Source organism: Streptomyces sp. NPDC056987, from assembly GCF_042673865.1.
Lineage (GTDB): Bacteria > Actinomycetota > Actinomycetes > Streptomycetales > Streptomycetaceae > Streptomyces.
Genome location: NZ_JBHURV010000016.1, coordinates 33,503 through 54,876 on the forward strand (window position 1 = coordinate 33,503; position 21,374 = coordinate 54,876).

Consider the following 21,374-nt stretch of genomic DNA (forward strand, 5'->3'; position numbering starts at 1 on the left):
CGGATCTCAGACAGATGTCTGAAAGCGGTGGGAGAATGTCCGGGTGAAGGACGATTACCAGGAACTGGTCGACGAGATCTCGGCCCTGCTCGGCGTCCCGGCGACCCTGGAGAACCGGGACTTCGGACTGATCGCCTTCGGGGTGCACGACAGCGAGGACGACACGGCGATGGACCCGGTCAGGACGCGTTCGATCCTGACGCGGCGGTCGACGCCCGCGGTCCGCGCCTGGTTCGAGAACTTCGGCATCACCCATGCGTCCGGCCCCGTCAGGATCCCCGCGGCGCCGGACGCCGGGGTGTTCCGGGGCCGCATCTGTCTGCCGGTACGCCACCGGGGGCGGGTCCTCGGCTACGTATGGCTGCTCGACGACGCGGGCCCGGGGCAGGGCGGGGCCACGCTCGCGGCGGCCATGGAGGTGACGTCCCGGATCGGCGAACTCCTCGCCGACGAGGCGAAGGCGGGCACGGACCTGGCCAGGGAGCTGCGGGCCGTCCTCACGGCGGAGCCCGGCTGGCAGCGGGAGATGGCCTCGGGCGCGCTGCGCACGGCGCTGGGCCCCAGCGCGGACGGCTCGCACGTCCTGCTCTGCGTGGCGCCGTGGGGCGCCGAGGAGCCGCCGGTACGGGCGGTGCCGGGGACGGCGGCGCTCTGCACCCTCCCCCTCCGCCCGCCGGACCGCGCGGCGGAGGCGCCCCGTACGGGGCGGGACGGCGACGGGGCGCTGGCCCTCCTCGTACGGCTGCGCTCGCCGGACGCGGAGGCGGCCGTCCTGACGGCGGCGGCGCGGCTGCGCGCCACGGCGGGGCCGGCCGCGGGCGCCGGGATCTGCGCCCCGCGCCGGGGACTGACGGAGCTGCCGGCGGCGTGGCGCGAGGCGGTGGCGGCGGCCCGCGCCTCGGTGGCCCAGCCCCGGCTCGGCCCGGTGGCGCGGTGGGCGGCGCTGGGCGCGTACCGGCTGCTGACCGCGCTGCCCACGGCACCCGACCCGGCGGTGGTGGAGCTGCTGCACCCCGTCCACGCCGAACTGGCGCACACCGCCGAGGTCTTCCTCGACCACGCGGGCCAGGCGGGGCGTACGGCCTCGGCGCTCGGTATCCACCGGCAGACGCTCTACTACCGGCTCTCCCGGATCGAACAGCTCACGGGGCTGGACCTGGCCGAGGGCGAGGACCGGCTGCTGCTGCACATGGCGCTGAAGGCGGTCCGCCTGTGACCGCCTTCCGCGCCGCCGAGGGCCCGCGCCGGGACTGGTCCGTAAAGATCGGTCGTAAAGATCGGTCGTAAAGATCGGTCCGTGAAGACCGGCCGGAGGGGTCAGGGGCTGTCGTCCGGATCCCGCCGGGGCAGTTCGGCGCGCCGTACCGCCTCGCAGGCCAGGACGACGGCCACCCCCAGGCAGGCGAAGGCCCCGCAGCCGAGGAACACCGGGGCGGCGCCCCAGGCTCCGATGGCGGCGCCGACCAGCGGATAGCTGAGCGGCGCGAGGCCGACCATGGTGAGCATGACGACGGAGGTGACCCGGCCGAGGAAGGCCGGATCCGCGGCGGTCTGTACGAGAGTGCTGCTCAGGCCGCCGAAGACGCCCGCGCTCAGTCCGGTGACCGCGGCCAGCGCCGCGGCGGTCCAGAGCGCCGGCACCAGCGCGACGGTGGCCGCGCCCGCACTGGCCGCGAGGAGCGTCCCGGCCAGCACCAGCCCGGCCCGGGGCAGCCGGCCGGCGACGGCGAGCAGCGTGGCACCGGCCGCCGCCCCCGCGCCGAAGCTGCCGATGATCCAGCCGTAGCCCGAAGCCCCCCAGCCGCGCTCGGCGTTGAGGAGCACCATGCCGACGTTGAGGGTGCCGGTGAGGCCCAGCTCGCAGACGGCGCCGACGGCGACGAGCGGGCCGATGAGGCGGTGGCGGGCGATGTAGCGCAGGCCGTCGAGGAGGTCCTGCCCCACCGTGCCGGGTTCCGGCCGTGCGTGGCCGCGCGCGGCGAGGGGCCGTATCCGTACCGTCAGCAGGAGCGGCAGGGAGAGCGCGAAGAGCAGGCCGGCGACGGCGAAGGTGGCCGCCGTGCCTCCGAGCCCCATGGCCAGACCGCCGATCGGCGGGCCCGCGATCTGGCTGAGGCGCATCGACAGGGAGCGCATGCCGGTGACCCGGGCCAGCTGGCCGGGGCTGGTGATCCGCGGCGGGAGCGCCCCGATCGCGGGTACGAACAGCGCGTCCAAGGCGCCGAAGACGAGCGCCACCGCGACCAGGATCCACAGGGCCGGCGCGGTCAGCGCGATACCGGCGGCCACCGAGAGAATGAGGAGGCAGCGCAGCGCGTCGCTGCCGAGCACGACCCGGCGGGGGTCGAACCGGTCGGCCAGCACTCCCCCGCCGAGCATGAGCAACGCCCGCGGCACTGCCCCCGCGGCCATGACGAGACCGACCTCGGCGGGACCGGCCGCCTGCTGCGCGGACCAGCCGAGGGCGACGAAGTACACGCTGTCGCCGACGAGGGAAACGGTGTGCGCGGCGAGCCAGCGCAGCACATTGCCGTCGCGATGGGCCGGCGTGGTGGCGGGTTCGGGCGGGGCGGTCGCTGCGGTGGCCATGGCCGGCTCCAGGGGGTCGGGAACGGCCGGGTCAGGGCCGGAACGGAAAGCCGTAGACGTGGACGGAGACGTGCTCGCGGCCCTCGGTGTCGCCGGCCGCCCCGGCGGCCCGGCCGCGCTCCCGCCAGCGCCGGGACAGGGCCTGGAGTTCCTCGCTCATCTCGGCGAGTTCGGCCGGGGTCAGGTCGAGCAGCCACTCGGAGCTGAACGCGGCGTCGGTCCACGTCGGGCCCCAGGCGGCCGTCTGGTCCAGATACGCGCGGTACTGGGCGGTGCGGAAATCGAGCATGCCGCGGGTCAGCGCGCCGACGGCGGCGGCCCCTTCGGGCGTGTCCGCGAAGTCCGAGTCACGGAAGCCCCAGCCCTCCTCCGACGCCACCTGCCACCACCGCTCCCGGCCGTCGGCGCTCCGGCCGCTCGCCTCGGTCACGAAGCCGTGCTCGGCCAGCTTGCGCAGGTGGTAACTGACCAGCGACGGCGCCTGGTCGACCTGCTCGGCGAGGTGAGAGGCGGTCGCGGTGCCCGCGGCGTACAACGCCCGGTAGAGCTGGAGGCGCAGCGGGTTGGTGAACGCCTTGAGCCGGGACAGATCGGTGATCCGCTCGTGCGTCGGCTCGTGCCCGTGCGTCTGCCCGTACTCGTGCCCGTCTTCGTGCTCGTGCTCGTGCTGGGGTCGCATGCCCCCACCGTAGATAGGAAAGGAAAGTTGCACAACAGAAGTTGCGCAATAAAACTTGCGCAATAAAACTTTCACATCTGCCCGCGAGGAAGTGCCCAAACGAAGCGGCCCGGAAACGGCCGAAGGGCCCGGTGGGATTCGTCGATCCCACCGGGCCCTTCGGCCATGAACGTCCGGGTCAGTCCGTCAGGTTCACCGAGCGCGCCGAGACCGCGCCGATCTCCGCGGCGATCTCCGTGAGCACGGCCGGCGGGACCGTGTCGTCGACGGTGAGGACGACCAGCGCCTCGCCGCCCTCCTCCCGCCGCGAGACCTGCATGCCCGCGATGTTCAGCCCGGCCTCGCCGAGGATCTGGCCGACCGTGCCGACCACGCCGGGGCGGTCCTCGTAGCGCAGCACGATCATGTGCTCGGCCAGCGCCAGGTCCACGTCGTACTCGCCGATCGCGACGATCTTCAGCAGGTGCTTCGGCCCGGCCAGCGTGCCGGAGACCGAGACCTCCTCGCCGCCGGCGAGCGTGCCGCGCACCGTCACCACGTTCCGGTGGTTCGGGGACTCGCTGGAGGTCGTGAGGCGGACCTCGACGCCGCGCTCCTGCGCGAACAGCGGCGCGTTCACGTACGACACCGTCTCCGCGACGACATCCTCGAACACGCCCTTGAGCGCGGAGAGTTCGAGCACCTTCACGTCGTGCTGGGTGATCTCGCCGTACACCTCGACATCGAGCCGGGCCGCGACCTCGCCCGCGAGGGCGGTGAAGATCCGGCCCAGCTTCTCGGCGAGCGGCAGGCCCGGGCGTACGTCCTCGGCGATGACCCCGCCCTGGACGTTGACCGCGTCGGGGACCAGCTCACCGGCGAGCGCGAGCCGTACGGAACGGGCGACCGCGACACCCGCCTTCTCCTGCGCCTCGTCGGTGGAGGCGCCGAGATGCGGCGTGCAGACGACCTGGTCGAACTCGAAGAGCGGGGAGTCCGTGCACGGCTCCTTCGCGTACACGTCCAGACCGGCGCCGGCGACCCGGCCCTCCTTGAGGGCGGAGGCGAGCGCCGCCTCGTCGACGATCCCGCCGCGCGCGGCGTTGACGATCCGGACCGACGGCTTGACCTTGTGCAGCGCCTCGTCGCCGATGAGGCCGATCGTCTCGGGGGTCTTGGGCAGGTGCACGGTGATGAAGTCCGACACCTCCAGCAGCTCGTCGAGCGTCAGCAGCTTGACGCCCATCTGCGCGGCGCGGGCCGGCTGCACGTAGGGGTCGTACGCGACGATCTTCATGCCGAAGGCGGACATGCGCTGGGCGACGAGCACGCCGATCCGGCCGAGGCCGACGACGCCCAGGGTCTTCTCGCTCAGCTCGACGCCCGTGTACTTCGAGCGCTTCCACTCACCGTTCTTGAGCGCGGTGTTGGCCTGCGGGATGTGGCGTGCGGTCGCCACCAGCAGACCGCAGGCCAGCTCGGCGGCGGTGACGATGTTCGACGTCGGCGCGTTGACGACCATCACGCCGGCCTTGGTGGCGGCGGAGACGTCGACATTGTCGAGGCCCACCCCGGCGCGGGCGACGACCTTCAGCTTGCCCGCCGCGGCGACGGCCTCGGCGTCGACCTTGGTCGCGGAGCGGACGAGAATCGCGTCCACGTCGGCGATGGCCGGGATCAGCTCGGCGCGGTCGGCGCCGTTGCAGTGCCGGATCTCGAAATCCGGACCGAGCGCGTCGACGGTTGCGGGCGACAGCTCTTCAGCGATGAGTACGACAGGTTTCGAGCTCACGTGAGTCCTCACAAGTCCCATTGCGGACGGCCGTCCCGACGGCCGCATGCGGTGGAGGGGTCCTAGGGCGGAGCGCGCCCTAACCGCGTGAAAGACGCACGACGCTGTGGGCCTGACGCGTATGTGTTGAGCAGTGTAATGCTGCCGACGGCTGCTGTTCCGCCCCCGCGACAGGATCACTCGTACGTGCGGCCCGGCGGCAGCGTCCGTGCGTCGCCGGTGCGCGGGCGGCCCCGGTCCGGCCCCTTGCTCCCCGGTCGTACCGGAGATCAGGAACCGCCCCGGGGCCGCCCGCGCACGGTGTTACGCGTCCTCGTCGTCGACCCAGCTCATGAGCTTGCGGAGCTCGGCGCCGGTCGTGGCCAGCAGGCTGTCGCTGTCGGCCTTCTTGTACTCGTTGTACTTCTTCAGACCGCCGTGGTACTCGTCCATCCAGTTCTTGGCGAACGTACCGTCCTGGATCTCGGCCAGGATCTTCTTCATCTCGACCTTGGTCTGGTCGGTGATGACGCGCGGGCCGCTGACGTAGTCGCCCCACTCGGCGGTCTCGGAGACCGACCAGCGCATCTTCTCCAGGCCGCCCTCGTACATGAGGTCCACGATCAGCTTCAGCTCGTGGAGGCACTCGAAGTACGCGATCTCCGGCTGGTAGCCGGCCTCGGTCAGCGTCTCGAAGCCCGCCTTGACCAGCGCGGCGGTGCCGCCGCAGAGCACGGCCTGCTCACCGAACAGGTCGGTCTCGGTCTCCTCGGTGAAGGTCGTCTTGATGACGCCGGCGCGGGTGCCGCCGATGCCCTTCGCGTACGACAGGGCCAGCGCGAACGCCGCGCCGGAGAAGTCCTGCTCGACGGCGGCGATGCAGGGGACGCCGCGGCCCTCCTCGTACTGGCGGCGGACCAGGTGGCCCGGGCCCTTGGGGGCGACCATCGCGACATCGACATTGGCCGGCGGCTTGATGAAGCCGTAGCGGATGTTGAGGCCGTGGCCGAAGAACAGCGCGTCGCCGTCCTTCAGGTGGTCCTTGATGGACTCCTCGTACACCTGGCCCTGGATCGGGTCCGGCACCAGGATCATGATGACGTCGGCCTCGGCGGCGGCCTCGGCGGGCGTCACCACGCGCAGGCCCTGCTCCTCGGCCTTGGCCTTGGACTTGGAGCCCTCGTGCAGGCCGACCCGGACATCGACACCCGAGTCACGGAGCGACAGCGCGTGGGCGTGGCCCTGGCTGCCGTAACCGATGACCGCGACCTTGCGGTTCTGGATGATGGACAGGTCGGCATCGTCGTCGTAGAACAGCTCGGCCACTGGGTCTTCTCCTTGGTGTGCACTTCTGTGAAATGTCGAAGCTTGCGTCCCACCGTACGGCGGCGGGGCGAAGCCGGTCTCCCGGTCTCGGCATGCGAACCGGACCGGTCGGGGTCCTGTCCGGGACCTCCCGTGCCGGAGGGCGGACCCTCGGGGCGTGGGAGGCCCGGACGAAAAGCCCTAGGCGCTGCGGTCCAGGGCCCGCAGGCTGCGGTCCGTGATGGACCGCGCGCCACGCCCTATGGCGATCGTCCCGGACTGCACCAGCTCCTTGACGCCGAACTGCTCCAGCATCTTGAGCATGGCGTCGAGCTTGTCACTCGATCCGGTGGCCTCGATCGTGACGGCGTCGGGTGACACGTCGACGGTCTTGGCGCGGAAGAGCTGGACGATCTCGACGATCTGGGAGCGGGTCTCGTTGTCGGCGCGGACCTTCACCAGGACGAGCTCGCGCTGGATCGCAGCGCCGGGCTCGAGTTCGACGATCTTCAGGACGTTCACCAGCTTGTTGAGCTGCTTCGTCACCTGCTCCAGGGGCAGTTCCTCGACATTGACCACGATGGTGATGCGGGAGATGTCGGGGTGTTCCGTGACACCGACGGCGAGCGAGTCGATGTTGAAACCGCGGCGGGAGAACAGCGCGGCGATCCGGGCGAGGATACCGGGGGTGTTCTCCACCAGAACGGAGAGCGTGTGCCTGGTCATGTGTCGGTCTCTTCTCTCGTTCTCGCGGCTCAGTCGTCGGCGCTGTCGCCGAAGTCGGGGCGGATGCCCCGGGCGGCCATGACCTCGTCGTTCGAGGTGCCGGCGGCGACCATCGGCCACACCTGGGCGTCCTCGTGGACGATGAAGTCGACCACGACGGGGCGGTCGTTGATGGCGTTGGCCTTGGCGATGACCGCGTCGAGATCGTCCGGGGACTCGCAGCGCAGGGCGACACAGCCCATGGCCTCGGACAGCTTGACGAAGTCCGGGACGCGGGTGCCGCCGCTCGGGCCGTCCGTGCCGCCCTCGCCCGCGTGCAGGACGGTGTTGGAGTAGCGCTGGTTGTAGAAGAGGGCCTGCCACTGGCGGACCATCCCGAGCGCCCCGTTGTTGATGATCGCGACCTTGATCGGGATGTTGTTGAGCGCGCAGGTGGTGAGTTCCTGGTTGGTCATCTGGAAGCAGCCGTCGCCGTCGATCGCCCAGACGGCACGGTCCGGCTGCCCGGCCTTGGCGCCCATGGCCGCCGGGACGGCGTACCCCATGGTCCCGGCGCCGCCGGAGTTCAGCCAGGTGGCGGGCTTCTCGTACTCGATGAATTGCGCGGCCCACATCTGGTGCTGGCCGACGCCCGCGACGAAGATCGTGTCCTCGGGGGCCAGCTGCCCGACGCGCTGGATGACCTGCTGCGGCGAGAGGGCGCCGCCCCCGGGCTGCTCGTAGCCGAGGGGGTAGGTCTCGCGCCACCGGTTGAGATCGCGCCACCACGCCGCATAGTCGCCGACGTGGCCTTCCGTGTGCTCCGCCTGGACGGCCTGGACGAGGTCGGCGAGGACCTCGCGGGCGTCCCCGACGATCGGCACGTCCGCGATCCGGTTCTTGCCGATCTCGGCGGGGTCGATGTCCGCGTGGACGATCTTGGCGTACGGCGCGAAGCTGTCCAGTTTCCCGGTGACGCGGTCGTCGAAGCGGGCGCCGAGGGCGACGATCAGGTCGGCCTTCTGGAGCGCGGTGACGGCGGTGACCGAACCGTGCATGCCCGGCATCCCCACGTGCAGCGGGTGGCTGTCGGGGAAGGCGCCCAGCGCCATCAGGGTGGTGGTGACGGGGGCACCGGTCAGCTCGGCGAGGACCTTCAGCTCGGCGGTGGCGCCGGCCTTGATGACGCCGCCGCCGACGTACAGGACGGGGCGCTCGGCCTGGGTGATCAGCCGGGCAGCCTCGCGGATCTGCTTGGCGTGCGGCTTGGTCACCGGGCGGTAGCCGGGCAGGTCCTGGACGGGCGGCCAGGAGAAGGACGTACGGGCCTGGAGGGCGTCCTTGGCGATGTCGACGAGGACCGGGCCCGGCCGGCCCGTGGAGGCGATGTGGAACGCCTCCGCGATGGTCCGCGGGATGTCCTCGGCCTTGGTGACGAGGAAGTTGTGCTTGGTGATCGGCATCGTGATGCCGCAGATGTCCGCCTCCTGGAAGGCGTCCGTCCCGATGGCCTTGCTCGCGACCTGGCCGGTGATCGCGACGAGCGGCACGGAGTCCATGTGCGCGTCGGCGATCGGGGTGACCAGGTTGGTGGCGCCGGGGCCCGAGGTGGCCATGCAGACGCCGACCTTGCCGGTGGCCTGGGCGTAGCCGGTCGCGGCGTGGCCGGCGCCCTGCTCGTGGCGGACGAGGACGTGCCGGACGCGGGTGGAGTCCATCATCGGGTCGTACGCCGGGAGGATGGCGCCGCCGGGGATGCCGAATACGACCTCGGCGCCCACCTCTTCAAGAGAGCGGATGAGCGACTGCGCGCCCGTGACGTGCTCGACTGAGGCGGAGGACGGTCCGCCGTTACGGGCCCGCGGCTGCGGATGGTGGGCCCCGGTGGCCTGCTCGGTCATCGGCATTCTCTTCTCGAAGCTGAGGGTTTTTGCGAGTTTTGTGGTGCGCCGGTGCAACAAAAAACCCCTCGTGCCGTGAGGCAGGCGAGGGGAGCGCGTCGGGTGCGGTCTGCAGAGCGGGAAGGGGGCTCTGCGTCAGCCGACGCGCTGTCCAAGTACGAGAATTCGGGTGCGCATGGAAATGACCCTCCCTCCGGCGCGCCCCGGCTGTCAAGTGGGTGGGACGGGAGTCTCAGTATTTGAGCGGATCGACGGCTGGGGAATCCGGTCGGAGACGGGCTGGCGGGAGTGGCGTACGGCCCCGGGGCCGCCGGTGCCGGCGAGGACGGGCAGGGCGTTGGTGCCCGGCATGGGGTACGAACCGGCCACCAGGGCCCGGCGCAGCCGGTACTCGTCGAGCGGCCCGGAGAAGGCCATGCCCTGGCCGTGGGTGCATCCCATGGCGCGCAGGGCGGTCACCTGCTCGGGGAGGTCGACGCCCTCGGCGACGGACTGCAGGCCCAGGTCGCAGGCGATCCTCAGCAGCCCCGCAGTGATCTTGTGCAGCCGGCCGGACTCCACGACGCCCTCGACCAGGCCGCGGTCGAGTTTCAGCACGTCGACGGGGAGGCGGCGCAGGGCGTTTATCGCCGCGTAGCCGCTGCCGAAGCCGTCGAGCGCGATCCGCACGCCGAGGCGGCGCAGCGCGACGAGGCGGCGCTCCAGATCGTCCAGGGAGGCCCGCGGGTCGTGGTCGGACAGCTCGATCATCAGGGCCCCGGAGGGCAGCCCGTGGCGCATCAGCAGGGCTTCCACGGTGCCGAGCGGCAGGGACTTGTCGAGGAGCCTGCGGGCGGGGATCCGTACGGAGACGGGCGCGGAGTACCCCATGTCGGAGCGCTCGGCGGCCTGCTTGACGGCCTCTTCGAGGAGCCAGCGGCCCAGCTCCGAGGTGCGGTCGCCGTCGTCGGCGCCGCGCAGGAACTCGGCCGGGGTGAAGAGGATGCCCTGGGCGGAGCGCCAGCGGGCCTGGGCGGCGACGGCGGAGACCCGGCCCGAGGTGAGATGCACCACGGGCTGGTGGACCAGGGCGAACTCGCCGTCGTGCAGCGCGGTGCGGAGTCTGGCCGCCAGCTCGGCCCTGCGGACCACGTCGGCCTGCATCTGGGGCGCGTACATCTCGACACGGTTCTTGCCGCCCGCCTTGGCGCGGTACATGGCGAGGTCCGCGTTGCGCATGAGGTCGGTGGGGGTTATGCCGGGCTCGGCGAAGGCGACGCCGATGGAGGCGGCGACGCGGACGTCGTTGCCGTCGATCTTGTACGGCTGGGAGAGCCGGAGGCGCAGCCGGTCGGCGATCTCGTGGACCTGGTACTCCCGGGCCGTCTGGTCGCCGGAGCCGTCGCCGAGGACGATGGCGGCGAACTCGTCGCCGCCGAGCCGGGCCGCGGTGTCGCCCGCGCGGACGGAGTCCTGGAGCCGGTGGGCGGCGAGGATCAGGAGTTCGTCCCCCACCTGATGCCCCAGGCGGTCGTTGACGCCCTTGAAACCGTCGAGGTCGATGAAGAGCACCGCCGTGCCGGGATCGGTCGTACGGCGGCCGGAGAGGGCCTGCCTGACCCGCTGCGTGAAGAGCGCCCGGTTGGGCAGATCGGTGAGCGGGTCGTGTTCGGCGTTGTGCTGGAGCTGTGCCTGGAGGCGGACCCGTTCGGTGACGTCCCGGCTGTTGAAGATCAGCCCGCCCTGGTGGCGGTTGACCGTGGACTCCACGTTGAGCCAGTCGCCGGCCCCGGAGCGGAAGCGGCACTCGATGCGGGTGGTGGGCTCGTCGGCGGGTGGGGCGGCCAGGAAGCGGCGCACTTCGTGGACGACCCGGCCGAGGTCGTCGGGGTGGATGATCGAGGCGAGTTCGGCGCCGACGAGATCCTCGGCCTCGCGCCCGTAGACGCCGGTGGCGGCGGGGCTGACGTAGCGGAGTATCCCGGAGGGCGCGGCGATCATGATGACGTCGCTGGACCCCTGGACCAGGGAGCGGAAGTGGCTCTCCTTGTGGGCCAGCTCATGGGTGAGGGCGATGTTGTCGACGAGCATGATGCCCTGCCGCACGACCAAGGCGAGCACGACCGTGCAGCCGGTGAGGACCACCACCCGGTCGACCTTGCGGCCCTCCGTGACGTTGTACAGGATCCCCAGCGTGCAGACGGCGGCGGCGAGATACGGCGTGAGCGCGGCCAGGGAGCCCGCGATCGGCGCGGCCGGCCGGACCTGGCGGTCCTCCCGGGACTGGGCCGGGGCCTCGGGGACGCGCCGGACGCCCCAGGGCGCGTACGCGAGGAGCAGCGACCCGGCGAACCAGCCCGCGTCCAGGAGCTGTCCCGAGCGGTAGGTCTCGCGCAGCAGCGGCGAGGTGAACAGGGCGTCGCACAGCACCGTCAGGGCGAGCGCGGCGATCGCGGTGTTGACCGCGGAGCGGCTGCCCGCGGCCTTACGGAAGTGCAGGGCCAGCACCATGCTGACGAGGACGATGTCCAGCAGCGGGTAGGCCAGGGAGAGCGCCGCCTGGGTGACGCTCTCGCCCTGGAACTGCGCGGTCCGGGCGAGGGCGAGACTCCAGGAGAGCGTGAGCAGCGAGCCGCCGATCAGCCAGGCGTCCAGCGCGAGGCAGACCCAGCCGGCCCTGCTGACCGGCCGTTTGGCGAGGACGAGCAGACCGACGATGGCGGGTGGCGCGAAGCAGAGGAAGAAGAGATCGGCGAGGCTGGGGCTGGGGACGGGCTCTTCGAGGATGACCTCGTACCACCCCCAGACCGCGTTGCCCGCCGAGGCCATCGCGGAGGAGAAGGAGAACAGCAGCCACGCGGGCCGGAAGCGGCTGGTGTGGCCGCGTGCGTAGAAGAAGCAGGAGACCGCGGCGATCAGGGCGGCGAAACTCAGTCCGAAGTCGCCCATGAACAGGGCGAGTTTCTCCGATCCCCAGCCCACCGCCGCACCGGTCGCGTATCCGCCGCAGATCAGGGCGAGGAGGAGCTGGGCGACCAGCCCCGTCCCTCCGCCGGAGACCTGGCGCCCGCGCACGAGCACGCCCTCGGCGCTCACCGGACCGCTCCGGAAGACGTCTCCGTCACCGGCACCGCCGACGGGCGCGGATCGCGCGCCGGGGTGTCCGGAGGTCGCCGCCGACGCCCCTGCCGCGTCGGATCGTTCGTCCATTGGCCGTACATCGCCCGTCGCCCCCCTCGGATTTCGATCACTCCGCTGCGCCGCCCCACGCGCGGCGCAACCCCCAGATCGGGACGATACACCAGACTCGTCACTCAGGGCCATAGTTCTTCTACTCTCCGTGACGACCAGCGGAGTTGTCGGTATCGAGGGTGCCCGGACGGGTGCGGAGCGTGGCTGCGAGCCGCTCGCGCGACGGCGCGCCCCGTGGCGCACGGGCCCGCCGCGGACGCGTCCGCGGCGGGATCCGGACGGCGCTCGGGACGGGGCGGCAGGCCACGCTCCGGACGACGGAGCAGACGGCGGGGCGGGCGGTGAGGCCAGCGGTGAGGCCGGCGGCGGGTGGTCAGGCGGCGGATGATCCGGTCGGTCCTTCCGTCGATCCGGTCGGCCCTTCGGTCGTGAGGACGACGTTCCGCGGTTCGTCCCCGGCGGCGAACCGGGTGAGCTGGCCGGCCAGCAGGCGCTTGGCGCGCGGCAGGAAGGCCGAGGTGGGTCCGCCGACGTGGGGGCTGATGAGGACACCCGGAGCATGCCAGAGCGGATGTCCCGCGGGCAGCGGTTCCGGATCTGTCACGTCGAGGGCGGCTTCGATCCGGCCACTCTCCAGCTCCGCGAGGAGCGCCTTGGTGTCGACGACGGCACCGCGCGCGACGTTCACCAGCAGGGCGCCGTCCTTCATCCGGGCCAGGAACTCCGCTCCCACCAGGCCCTTCGTCCCCTCGGTGAGCGGTGTGGAGAGAATCACCACATCGGCCTCGGGCAGCAGCGCGGGCAGTTCGGTGAACGCGTGCACCTGCCCGCGCTCCGTGGTGCGTGCGGAGCGCGCGACGCGTATCACCCGCGCGCACTCGAACGGAGTGAGCCGGTCCTCGATGGCGGCGCCGATCGAGCCGTAGCCCACGATCAGCACGGACCGGTCGGCGAGCGCCGGGCGGAAGCCGGCGCGCCACTCCTCGCGGTCCTGGCCCCGTACGTAGCCCGGAACGCCGCGCAGGGAGGCGAGCGTGAGGGTGAGGGCGAGTTCGGCCGTACTGGCCTCGTGGACCCCCTTGGCGTTGCACAGTCTGACTCCGGCGGGCAGCACGCCGAGTGCGGGCGCCACGTTGTCGGTGCCGGCGGAGAGCGTCTGGACGACGCGTACGGACGTCATGGCGGCGAGCGGCCGTATGACGGTCTCCGGGGGCCGCATGTACGGCACGACGTAGAAGGCGCAGTCGGCGGGATCGGCGGGGAACTCGTCCTCCCCGTCCCACTGCACGTACCGCGGTCCCTCGGGCAGTCCTTCGATCTCAGCGGCCGGAATCGGTAGCCATACGTCAGGAGTCATGGTCAGGAGGCTATGCGACGCACCGCCGGCGGCCCCGGCGCCCGGTACGGCGGCGCGTCCGTCACCGGGTCCTGCGGTGACTCCGCCGAGGGGTCCGAGGGAAGATCATCGAGGGGGTCGCCGGTGGGTCCCGAAGGCGGGATCCGCAGGTGGATGCGGTTAGTTTGAGGGCGGCACGAGGGAGGGGTACGGCGTTGGAGCGCAGGACAATCGGTGCGGCGTCGCTCGAAGTGGGCGCGGTCGGGCTCGGCTGCATGCCGATGCACTGGGCCTACACCACCTCCCAGCAGTACGGATACCGCTCGCTGCGCACGGTGCACGCGGCGCTGGACGCCGGTACGACCCTGCTCGACACCGCCGACATGTACGGCCCGTTCACCAATGAGCTGCTGCTGGGACGGGTGCTCGGGCGGCGCCGCGCGGAGGCCTTCGTCTCCACCAAGTGCGGGCTGCTCGTGGGCGATCAGCACATCGTCGCCAACGGCCACCCGAAGTATGTGCGGCGGGCCTGTGACGCCTCGCTGCGGCGGCTCCAGACCGATGTGATCGATCTCTACCAGCTGCACCGCGCCGATCCCGAGATACCCGTCGAGGAGACGTGGGGGGCGATGGCGGAGCTGGTGGGCGCGGGGAAGGTACGGGCGCTGGGGCTGTGCGCGGTGGGCGCGCGGGCGGCCGGGGCGGGGGCGCGGACGCCGCGCCGGGGGCCCGGCGAGGATCTGCACGCGGCGACGATCCGGCAGCTGGAGCGCGTGCAGCAGGTGTTCCCGGTGAGCGCGGTGGAGGCGGAGCTGTCGGTGTGGTCGCCGGAGGCGCTGGAGCGGCTGCTGCCGTGGTGCGAGGCGCGCGGCATCGGCTTCCTGGCGGCGATGCCGCTCGGCAACGGTTTCCTGACGGGCACGCTCACCCCTGGGCAGGGGTTCGAGCCGGACGACGTGCGGGCCCGGCATCCGCGGTTCACGGCGGAGATGATGGCCGCGAACCAGCCACTGGTGGTGGGGCTGCGGCGGGTGGCCCGGCGGTACGGGGCGACGCCCGCGCAGGTGGCGCTGGCGTGGGTGCTGGGGCGGGGGCGGCACGTGGTGCCGGTGCCGGGGACGAAGCGGGAGCCGTGGGCGGTGGAGAACGCGCGGGCGGCGGAACTGACCCTGACGGAGCGGGACGTGGCCGAGATAGCGGCGCTGCCGCCGGTGCGGGCGTCCTGGGAGTGACGGGCCGGGGCCGGAGGCCGGACGGGCCGCGCTGGGCCGCGCGGGAGTCTCCGCGGGCCCTTGGCCGGCCCCGGACCGGCGACATTGGTCCACGGGTTGGGGAACCTTCGCGGGGGCTCGCGGTGTAAGAACAGGTAGAGCCGCAGCCGTCGAAGGGACCGGGACCGTGAAGCGTTCAGCAGGGACGGCCGTGGGGGCCGCCGCCGCCCTTCTCCTGGCGACGGGGTGCTCCTCCGACGAGGGGGTGGGCCCGGCCTTCGAGCGGACCCCCTCCTCGGAGTCGACGGCGTCGGCGTCGGCGTCGCGGGAGGCGGCGGCCACGCCGTCCGCCGCCCCCGCGAAGGGCTCGGTGAAGGTGGTGTCGACGGTCACCGAGGGGCTCGCGTCGCCCTGGGGGCTCGCGGCGCTGCCGGACGGCGATCTGCTGGTCTCCTCACGCGACGAGGGGACGATCACACGGGTCGACGCCGAGACGGGCGGGAAGACCGTGATGGGCTCGGTGCCGGGGGTCGCCCCGGCCGGGGAGGGCGGTCTGCTGGGGATCGCGGTCTCCCCCGCGTACGCGTCGGACCAATTGATCTACGCCTACTTCACCACCGCGGGGGACAACCGCATCGCGCGGATGTTCCACGACACGAAGAAGCCCGCCGGGCAGCAGTTGGGCGCCCCCGACACCGTGCTGCGGGGCATTCCCAAGGGCACCATCCACAACGGCGGCCGGATCGCCTTCGGACCGGACAAGATGCTCTACGCGGGCACCGGCGAGACCGGGGACACCGGGCTCGCCCAGGACCGGGAATCGCTGGCCGGAAAGATTCTGCGGATGACGCCGGACGGCCAGCCGGTGCACGGTAATCCGGCGCCGGATTCGCTGGTCTATTCGCTCGGGCACCGCAATGTGCAGGGCCTGGCCTGGGATTCCGAGAAGCGGCTGTGGGCCGCGGAATTCGGGCAGAACACCTGGGACGAGCTGAATCTCATCGAGCCGGGAAAGAACTACGGCTGGCCGACCGCGGAGGGGAAGGCCGGGAAGGCGGGGTACGTCGACCCGGTGGAGCAGTGGGCGACGAGTGAGGCGTCACCCAGCGGTATCGCCTACGCGGAGGGCTCGATCTGGATGGCGGGGCTGCGCGGCGAGCGGCTCTGGCGGATTCCTCTGGCGGGCCGGGAATCCTCGGCCGACCCCCAGTCGTTCCTCGAAGGGGAGTACGGCCGTCTGCGTACGGTGGTGGCCGCCGGCGGGAACCGGGTGTGGCTGGTGACCAGCGAGACCGACAACCGGGGCACACCGCGGTCCGGGGACGACCGGATCCTGCTGCTGGAGGTTTCGTAACTCCGCGAGGTGCGAGCAGTGCGTTTCAGGAGGGTGGGCATTCTGTGTTCAACATGATCGAGGAGTTCTTCGCCCCGGGCCGCAAACACACGAACGAGGAGCAGAAGCGGCTGGAACTGAGCCGGGTGGATGTCAACGACAACGACCCGGGCAGCGGGCCGATAGACCTGGCCTCCGGAAAGGTCACGATAAGAACGGCGGACGCGCCACCGGACGCGCCACCGGACGCGGAATAGCGCCCTTCAGGGGGCGGAGGCCCTCCTCGAACCGGGGGTCTCGCAGACCGGTGTCTCGCAGGCCGGGGTCGCTCGGGCCGGGGTCCCTCAGACCGGGGTCTCGGGGAAGAGGCGCAGCCGGTGGGCGATCGCGGCGGCTTCCGTGCGGCCCGAAACCCCCAGTTTGGCCAGGATGTTGGAGACGTGGACGCTGGCCGTCTTCGGGGAGATGTACAGCTCCTCGGCGATCCTGCGGTTGCTGTGGCCCGCCGAGACCAGCCGCAGCACGTCCTGTTCCCGCCGGGTGAGCCCGAGCTCGCGGACCGGGTCGACCGCCGTGTCCGGGCCCCCGCGCCCGCTCGCGCCGCCGCCGCGCCGTGCCCGGAGCCGGTCCGACGCGCCGCCCGGGCGGCGCCCCGCCCCGGGCGCGGGACCGGCTCCCAGGGTGATCCTGGCCCGGGTCGCGAGGAGCGTGATCTCCTCGGCCAGCGGGCGCGCCCCGAGGCGCCCGGCCGCGGCGTGCGCCAGGTCGAGCAGCGCCGCCGCCTCGGCGCGGTCGCACCCCGAGTCGAGCAGGGCCGCCGCCCAGCGCAGCCGGGCGAGCGCCAGTTCGTAGGGGCGGTCGAGGTCGTGGAGGGCCGCCACCGCGCGCGCCCACGGCCGGGGCCCTTTTCCGCCTTCCGCGCGCGCCAGTTCGGCCTCCAGCAGGAGCCCGTACGCCGCCCAGACGGGCACCAGCGTCGGGAGCCGCTTGGCGTGGGTGCGGACCGTCGCCAGCACCTGCGCGCGGCCCGCCTCGGCGCCGGGCAGCCCGCGGGCCTCGGCCTCGATCGCCGCCGCCGTACAGAGCAGCGGCAGTGCGTACCGGTGGGTGCCGAGCGGGAAGCCGCCCGTGGCCATCCGCTCGAACTCGGCGCGCGCCTCGGCCAGCGCCCCGCGCCGGGCCAGGGCGACCATTTTCAGCCGGACCGGGGTGATGATGTGCTGGGGCTGGAGGTCATGCGTGCCCAGGAAGCCGCGGTTCAGCTCCACCTGGCGCTCGGCCTCGTCGAAGTCCCCTCTGGCCAGGGCCAGTTCAGCGCGGCGCACGGCGAGCAGGGCGCGCGCCTTGTTGGAGCGCGCCAGCTCCATGGTCTCGTCGAGGACCGTGTCCGCCTCCGGCCAGCGGCCCAGCGAGAAGAGGGACTGGGCCAGGTTCGTGCGGACCCATGCCTCCGTGTCGGTGAGTCCGCGCTGGTGGCTGAAGGCCACGCCCTCCCGGGCGGTCTTCACCGCCTCCGCGGAGCGGCCCATGCTCTCCAGGGTGGACGGGAGGTTGTTGGCGGCGCGGCCCTGGATGGCGACGGAGCCCAGCTCGGCGGCCCGGTCGCGGACCGCGTACATCTCGGCGATGCCCTCCTCGATGCCGCCGGCGTCGGCGGTGAGCCAGCCCCGGGTGAGCCGGGCGTGCAGTTCGGTGCGTTCGGCACCGACCAGCCGGGCGTACTCCACGGCCCGGTCGGCGGCGGCCAGGCTCTCGGGTCCCGGCCGGTGCAGGGCGCCCCAGGAGGCGACATTGGCGAGGACTTCCGCGTGCACGGCGGAGGGCTGGAGTCCGCGCACCAGCTCCTGGGCGTTGGCCAGTTCGCGCCAGCCGTCGCCGCGGGTGAGGTCCTGGACGAGCCGGGAGCGCTGGATCCAGAACCAGGCGGCGCGCAGCGGGTCCTTCCCCTCCGACTCGCCCTCCAGGAGGCGCATGGCCTTCTTGGCTATGGCCAGGGCGCGTTCGCGTTCGCCGCTGGAGCGCGCGGCGACCGTCGCCTCGGCCATCAGGTCGAGATAGCGCAGGGGCGACGACTCGGAGGCTCCCCCGCAGGGCGGGTAGACCTCTATGTCGTCCGGCGGGCGCAGCGTGGCCCGTACCGCCCGGGGGGCGTCGTCCCACAGCTCCATGGCCCGCTCCAGCAGGCGCAGTTGCTCGGAGTGCGCGAACCGCTCGCGGGCCTCCACCGAGGCGAGGAGGACGGCGGGCAGCGCCTTCGCCGGGTGGTGTGCGTGGTACCAGTGGCTCGCGAGGCGCGTGGTGCGCTCGTCGGCGCGGACGAGGGAGGGGTCGGCCTCCAGCACCTCGGCGTATCTCCGGTTGAGCCGGGAGCGCTCGCCGGGCAGCAGGTCGTCGCTGACGGCCTCGCGGACGAGGGAGTGGCGGAAGCGGTATCCGTCCCCGTCCGGCGTCGGCAGCAGGATGCTGGCGCCGACGGCGGCCCGCAGCGCCTCGATCAGCTCGTCCTCGGCGAGCCCGGCGACGGCCAGCAGCAGCCGGTACTCGACGGTGGTGCCGCCCTCGGCAACGATCCTGGCGACGCGCTGGGCGTCCTCGGGCAGCGTCTCGACCCGGACGAGCAGCAGATCGCGGAGCGAATCGCTGAGGCCGGTGCCGCAGCCGGTCCCGATGGAGCAGGCCAGCTCCTCCACGAAGAACGCGTTCCCGTCCGAGCGTTCGAAGATCTGCTCCAGCAGGTCCGGGCCCGGCTCGGCGGCGAGGATGCCGGTGAGCTGGCTGCGCACCTCGGCCCGGTTGAAGCGGGGCAGTTCGATACGGCGGACCGAGCGCAGCCGGTCCAACTCGGCGAGGAGCGGACGGAGCGGATGGCGGCGGTGCAGGTCGTCGGCTCGGTAGGTGCCGATGACGACGAGCCGGCCGCGGCGCAGGGAGCGGAAGAGATAGGCGAGGAGATGGCGGGTGGAGGCGTCCGCCCAGTGGAGATCCTCCAGGATGAGCACGATCGTACGGTCGGCGGCCAGCCGCTCCAGCAGCCGGGCGGTGAGCTCGAAGAGCCGGGCGGTGCCGTCCTCGCCCTGCGCGTCCCGACTGGAGTGGCCGAGTTCGGGCAGGATCCTGGCCAGCTCGTCCTGCTGGCCCTCCGCCGCGGCCAGCAGCTCGTCGGGGAGCCGGCGGCGCAGGGAGCGCAGGGCGGTGGAGAAGGGCGCGAACGGCAGTCCGTCCGCGCCGATCTCGACGCATCCGCCGATCGCGACGACAGCCTTGTCGTCGCAGGCCGCCCGGTGCAGCTCCTCGATGAGGCGGGTCTTGCCGACGCCCGCCTCACCGCCGACGAGCACGGCTTGGGGCTCGCCCGCGGTGGCGCGGGCGAGCGCTGACGTGAGCGCGGTGAACTCGGCCGACCTGCCGACGAACACCGGGCTGAGCGACCTGGTCTCCACATCGCCGAGCATCGCACAGCCCTCTGACAACGCGGCACTTGTTATTCGGCGGACGGCGGGGCCGGGGGGCCCGGCCAGGAGCGTGCCGGGGTCGGAGGCCCGCCCGCGGGGCGGGCCGGGGCCGGGCTCAGGCGGCCCGGGCGAACCGGCCACGTTTCACCGGCCCCTCAGGGGCGTTCCTGGCGGTTCGCCGGGCCCGGCGGCGGGCCGTGCCCGCCTCCCGGACGAGCCGCTGGTGCTCGGCCCTGCGGATCAGCTCGGCGGCGTGGATCTTCTGGAGTTCGTACTCGAACATTCCGGGGCTCCCTGGAACGAAGGCGGTCGGGCATCTGGTGATGCCTCTACCTTCGTCTCCCAGGGGGCGGGGCCGCATCGGGAGAGTGCCGCATCTTGAGCGGCCCCGGGGCCTTAGAAACCAGGGCCGGACATACCTACGGCCTAAGGCCCTGGCGGCGGGGCCGCGGGGACTTAGGCCGTGAAGGGGCGGACAGTCGTGGGGGGGTGGAGGAGGAAACGACGGCTCAGGCGCCAGTGGTCGGCAGGGCCGCGAACAGGTCGAAGTACATGGCGATGGACATGAGCAGCCCCAGGAAGCCGAGCACGGCTCCGGCGAGCGCGAAGGGCCGTACCCAGCCGTCGCGCTGGCGCAGCGTCAGCACGATCACGCCGAGGAGCAGGGCGACCAGCGCCACCCCGCCGTTGACGGCGGCCGTGACGTGCCAGGCGTCGCCGTAGATCGCGGAGATCTGCTGCTCGGCGGTGGCGGACTGGCCGGTCTTGAGCTGTCCTACGAGGCCCTGGCGCTCCGCGAGGACCCTGCTGGTCCAGGTGCCGGTGAGGGCGACGATGCCCAGGCAGACGGCGACGACGGCCGCGGCGGCGGCGCCGAGACCGGACGCGGCGGCGGGAGCCTCGTCGAGGAGGTCGAGTTCGTCGTCGTTCTCGTCGTTCTCGTCGGCGTCAGCCGCCGGGGCGTCGTCCGTGGTGGTGTCGCCCTTCTTCAGGTCCGTCTTGGGCTGCTCCGCCGGGTCGGCGGCGTCCGCGGCACCGGTGGTGGCGGCCGGCTTCAGGTCGGCCTGTGCCTCGGCCGCCTTGGTCGTGGGGGCCTCGGCCGTCTCCGGCTCGGGGTTCTGGGTCTCGGGGGTGGACTTCATACGTCGCACGCTAGGGGCCGGGTATGAGAACTTCCTGAGAACGCGCGAATTCACTCCTGAGCGCACCCGATCGTGATCATCTCTCGATCGGACACACTGCTCGGGCACACCGGTAGGGCACACCGGTGGGGCACGGTGGCAGGCCACTCACCCCGGCCGGTCGCCGGGCGGGCTCAGCGCGGCGTACGGGGCCGCGCGCGCCACTCGGGGGCGAGGACCGACCAGACCTCCGTGTCGTGCCGTACGCCCCGGTACGGGTAGTTTCGTCGCAGCACTCCGTCCCGGGTCATCCCCAGCCGCCGGGCGACTTGGACACTGGCCTCGTTCTCCGACGAGACGAGCCACTCGACGCGTTCCATCCCGCGCTCCCAGACCGCCCAGTCGATCAGGACCCGGGCCGCGCGCGTGACCAGACCGCGCCCCGTCGCCGCGGGCTCCAGCCAGCAGCCGACCTCGCAGTTCCCCGTGCCCGCGTCGAAGACACGGAAGAGCACGCCGCCGACGAGCGTGGGGCCGAGCCAGATTCCGTAGAGGCGTCCGGTGTCGGCCGCCTGCTTCTGCGCGTACGAGGTGAGCAGCGCCCGTGCGGACTCCAGGTCGGTGACGGCCCGGGCGAGCTGGATGTGCTCGTCGACCAGGTCCCTGGCGCGGTCCATGTGGGCCAGGAACTCCTCGGCCTGCCAGCTCTCCAGCGGGCGCAGTTCGGCCCCGTCCCCCAGTGGTACGGCGAACATGATGATCCCCCTGTGCGGTCGGTGCGCGCGCCCCTGTGTGGTCGGCGCGCGCCCCTGTGCGGCTCC

The 21,374-nt window shown here is 72.4% G+C and carries 15 protein-coding genes and 1 pseudogene; 4 read left to right on the forward strand and 12 right to left on the reverse strand.

The window, feature by feature from the left end; genetic code table 11:
- Positions 1-43 precede the first annotated feature (43 nt).
- Complete coding sequence (locus ACFTZC_RS19920; protein WP_382891434.1) at positions 44-1,216, forward strand: PucR family transcriptional regulator; 1,173 nt, start codon at positions 44-46, stop codon at positions 1,214-1,216.
- 101 nt (positions 1,217-1,317) lie between these two features.
- On the opposite strand, the gene ACFTZC_RS19925 is transcribed toward ACFTZC_RS19920, so the two are convergent.
- The 8 genes and pseudogenes from ACFTZC_RS19925 to ACFTZC_RS19960 form a co-directional block, all read right to left on the reverse strand.
- Positions 1,318-2,589, reverse strand: coding sequence for an MFS transporter (locus ACFTZC_RS19925; RefSeq protein ID WP_382891436.1), 1,272 nt, complete (start codon positions 2,587-2,589; stop codon positions 1,318-1,320).
- Between the two features lie 31 nt (positions 2,590-2,620).
- Positions 2,621-3,268 (reverse strand): ArsR/SmtB family transcription factor, encoded by a 648-nt coding sequence (locus ACFTZC_RS19930; RefSeq protein ID WP_382891438.1) that lies wholly within the window; start codon positions 3,266-3,268, stop codon positions 2,621-2,623.
- Between the two features lie 178 nt (positions 3,269-3,446).
- Positions 3,447-5,039: a phosphoglycerate dehydrogenase gene (gene serA / locus ACFTZC_RS19935; protein ID WP_382891440.1), complete on the reverse strand. Its 1,593-nt coding sequence runs from the start codon at positions 5,037-5,039 to the stop codon at positions 3,447-3,449.
- Between the two features lie 303 nt (positions 5,040-5,342).
- Positions 5,343-6,359 (reverse strand): annotated as a pseudogene (ilvC, locus tag ACFTZC_RS19940) (ketol-acid reductoisomerase); the annotation flags it as partial.
- A 165-nt stretch (positions 6,360-6,524) separates the two neighbouring features.
- A complete protein-coding gene (gene ilvN, locus ACFTZC_RS19945) occupies positions 6,525-7,049 on the reverse strand; it encodes an acetolactate synthase small subunit (RefSeq protein WP_329822124.1) in 525 nt (174 codons plus the stop codon).
- A 29-nt stretch (positions 7,050-7,078) separates the two neighbouring features.
- Complete coding sequence (locus ACFTZC_RS19950) at positions 7,079-8,929, reverse strand: acetolactate synthase large subunit (protein WP_382891442.1); 1,851 nt, start codon at positions 8,927-8,929, stop codon at positions 7,079-7,081.
- Positions 8,930-9,139: 210 nt separating this feature from the next.
- Complete coding sequence (locus ACFTZC_RS19955; protein ID WP_382891619.1) at positions 9,140-12,004, reverse strand: putative bifunctional diguanylate cyclase/phosphodiesterase; 2,865 nt, start codon at positions 12,002-12,004, stop codon at positions 9,140-9,142.
- Between the two features lie 469 nt (positions 12,005-12,473).
- Positions 12,474-13,457: a 2-hydroxyacid dehydrogenase gene (locus tag ACFTZC_RS19960; protein WP_382891444.1), complete on the reverse strand. Its 984-nt coding sequence runs from the start codon at positions 13,455-13,457 to the stop codon at positions 12,474-12,476.
- A gap of 194 nt (positions 13,458-13,651) precedes the next feature.
- Between ACFTZC_RS19960 and ACFTZC_RS19965 the strand changes: the two genes are divergently transcribed.
- From ACFTZC_RS19965 to ACFTZC_RS19975, 3 genes are all read left to right on the forward strand, one after another.
- Entirely contained in the window at positions 13,652-14,668 is a 1,017-nt protein-coding gene (locus ACFTZC_RS19965; RefSeq protein ID WP_382891446.1) for an aldo/keto reductase, read from the forward strand.
- 166 nt (positions 14,669-14,834) lie between these two features.
- Positions 14,835-16,001 (forward strand): PQQ-dependent sugar dehydrogenase, encoded by a 1,167-nt coding sequence (locus ACFTZC_RS19970; RefSeq protein ID WP_382891448.1) that lies wholly within the window; start codon positions 14,835-14,837, stop codon positions 15,999-16,001.
- A gap of 53 nt (positions 16,002-16,054) precedes the next feature.
- Positions 16,055-16,237 (forward strand): DUF6191 domain-containing protein, encoded by a 183-nt coding sequence (locus ACFTZC_RS19975; RefSeq protein ID WP_382891621.1) that lies wholly within the window; start codon positions 16,055-16,057, stop codon positions 16,235-16,237.
- An 87-nt stretch (positions 16,238-16,324) separates the two neighbouring features.
- Here the strand turns inward: ACFTZC_RS19975 and ACFTZC_RS19980 are convergent, their stop codons facing one another.
- The 4 genes from ACFTZC_RS19980 to ACFTZC_RS19995 form a co-directional block, all read right to left on the reverse strand.
- Complete coding sequence (locus tag ACFTZC_RS19980) at positions 16,325-19,432, reverse strand: AAA family ATPase (protein WP_382891449.1); 3,108 nt, start codon at positions 19,430-19,432, stop codon at positions 16,325-16,327.
- A gap of 115 nt (positions 19,433-19,547) precedes the next feature.
- Positions 19,548-19,715 (reverse strand): hypothetical protein, encoded by a 168-nt coding sequence (locus ACFTZC_RS19985; RefSeq protein ID WP_382891451.1) that lies wholly within the window; start codon positions 19,713-19,715, stop codon positions 19,548-19,550.
- A 226-nt stretch (positions 19,716-19,941) separates the two neighbouring features.
- Positions 19,942-20,574: a hypothetical protein gene (locus ACFTZC_RS19990; RefSeq protein WP_382891453.1), complete on the reverse strand. Its 633-nt coding sequence runs from the start codon at positions 20,572-20,574 to the stop codon at positions 19,942-19,944.
- A 173-nt stretch (positions 20,575-20,747) separates the two neighbouring features.
- The gene (locus ACFTZC_RS19995) at positions 20,748-21,308 is read right to left on the reverse strand and encodes a GNAT family N-acetyltransferase (RefSeq protein ID WP_382891455.1); all 561 of its coding nucleotides are present in this window, start codon (positions 21,306-21,308) and stop codon (positions 20,748-20,750) included.
- Positions 21,309-21,374: the final 66 nt, after the last annotated feature.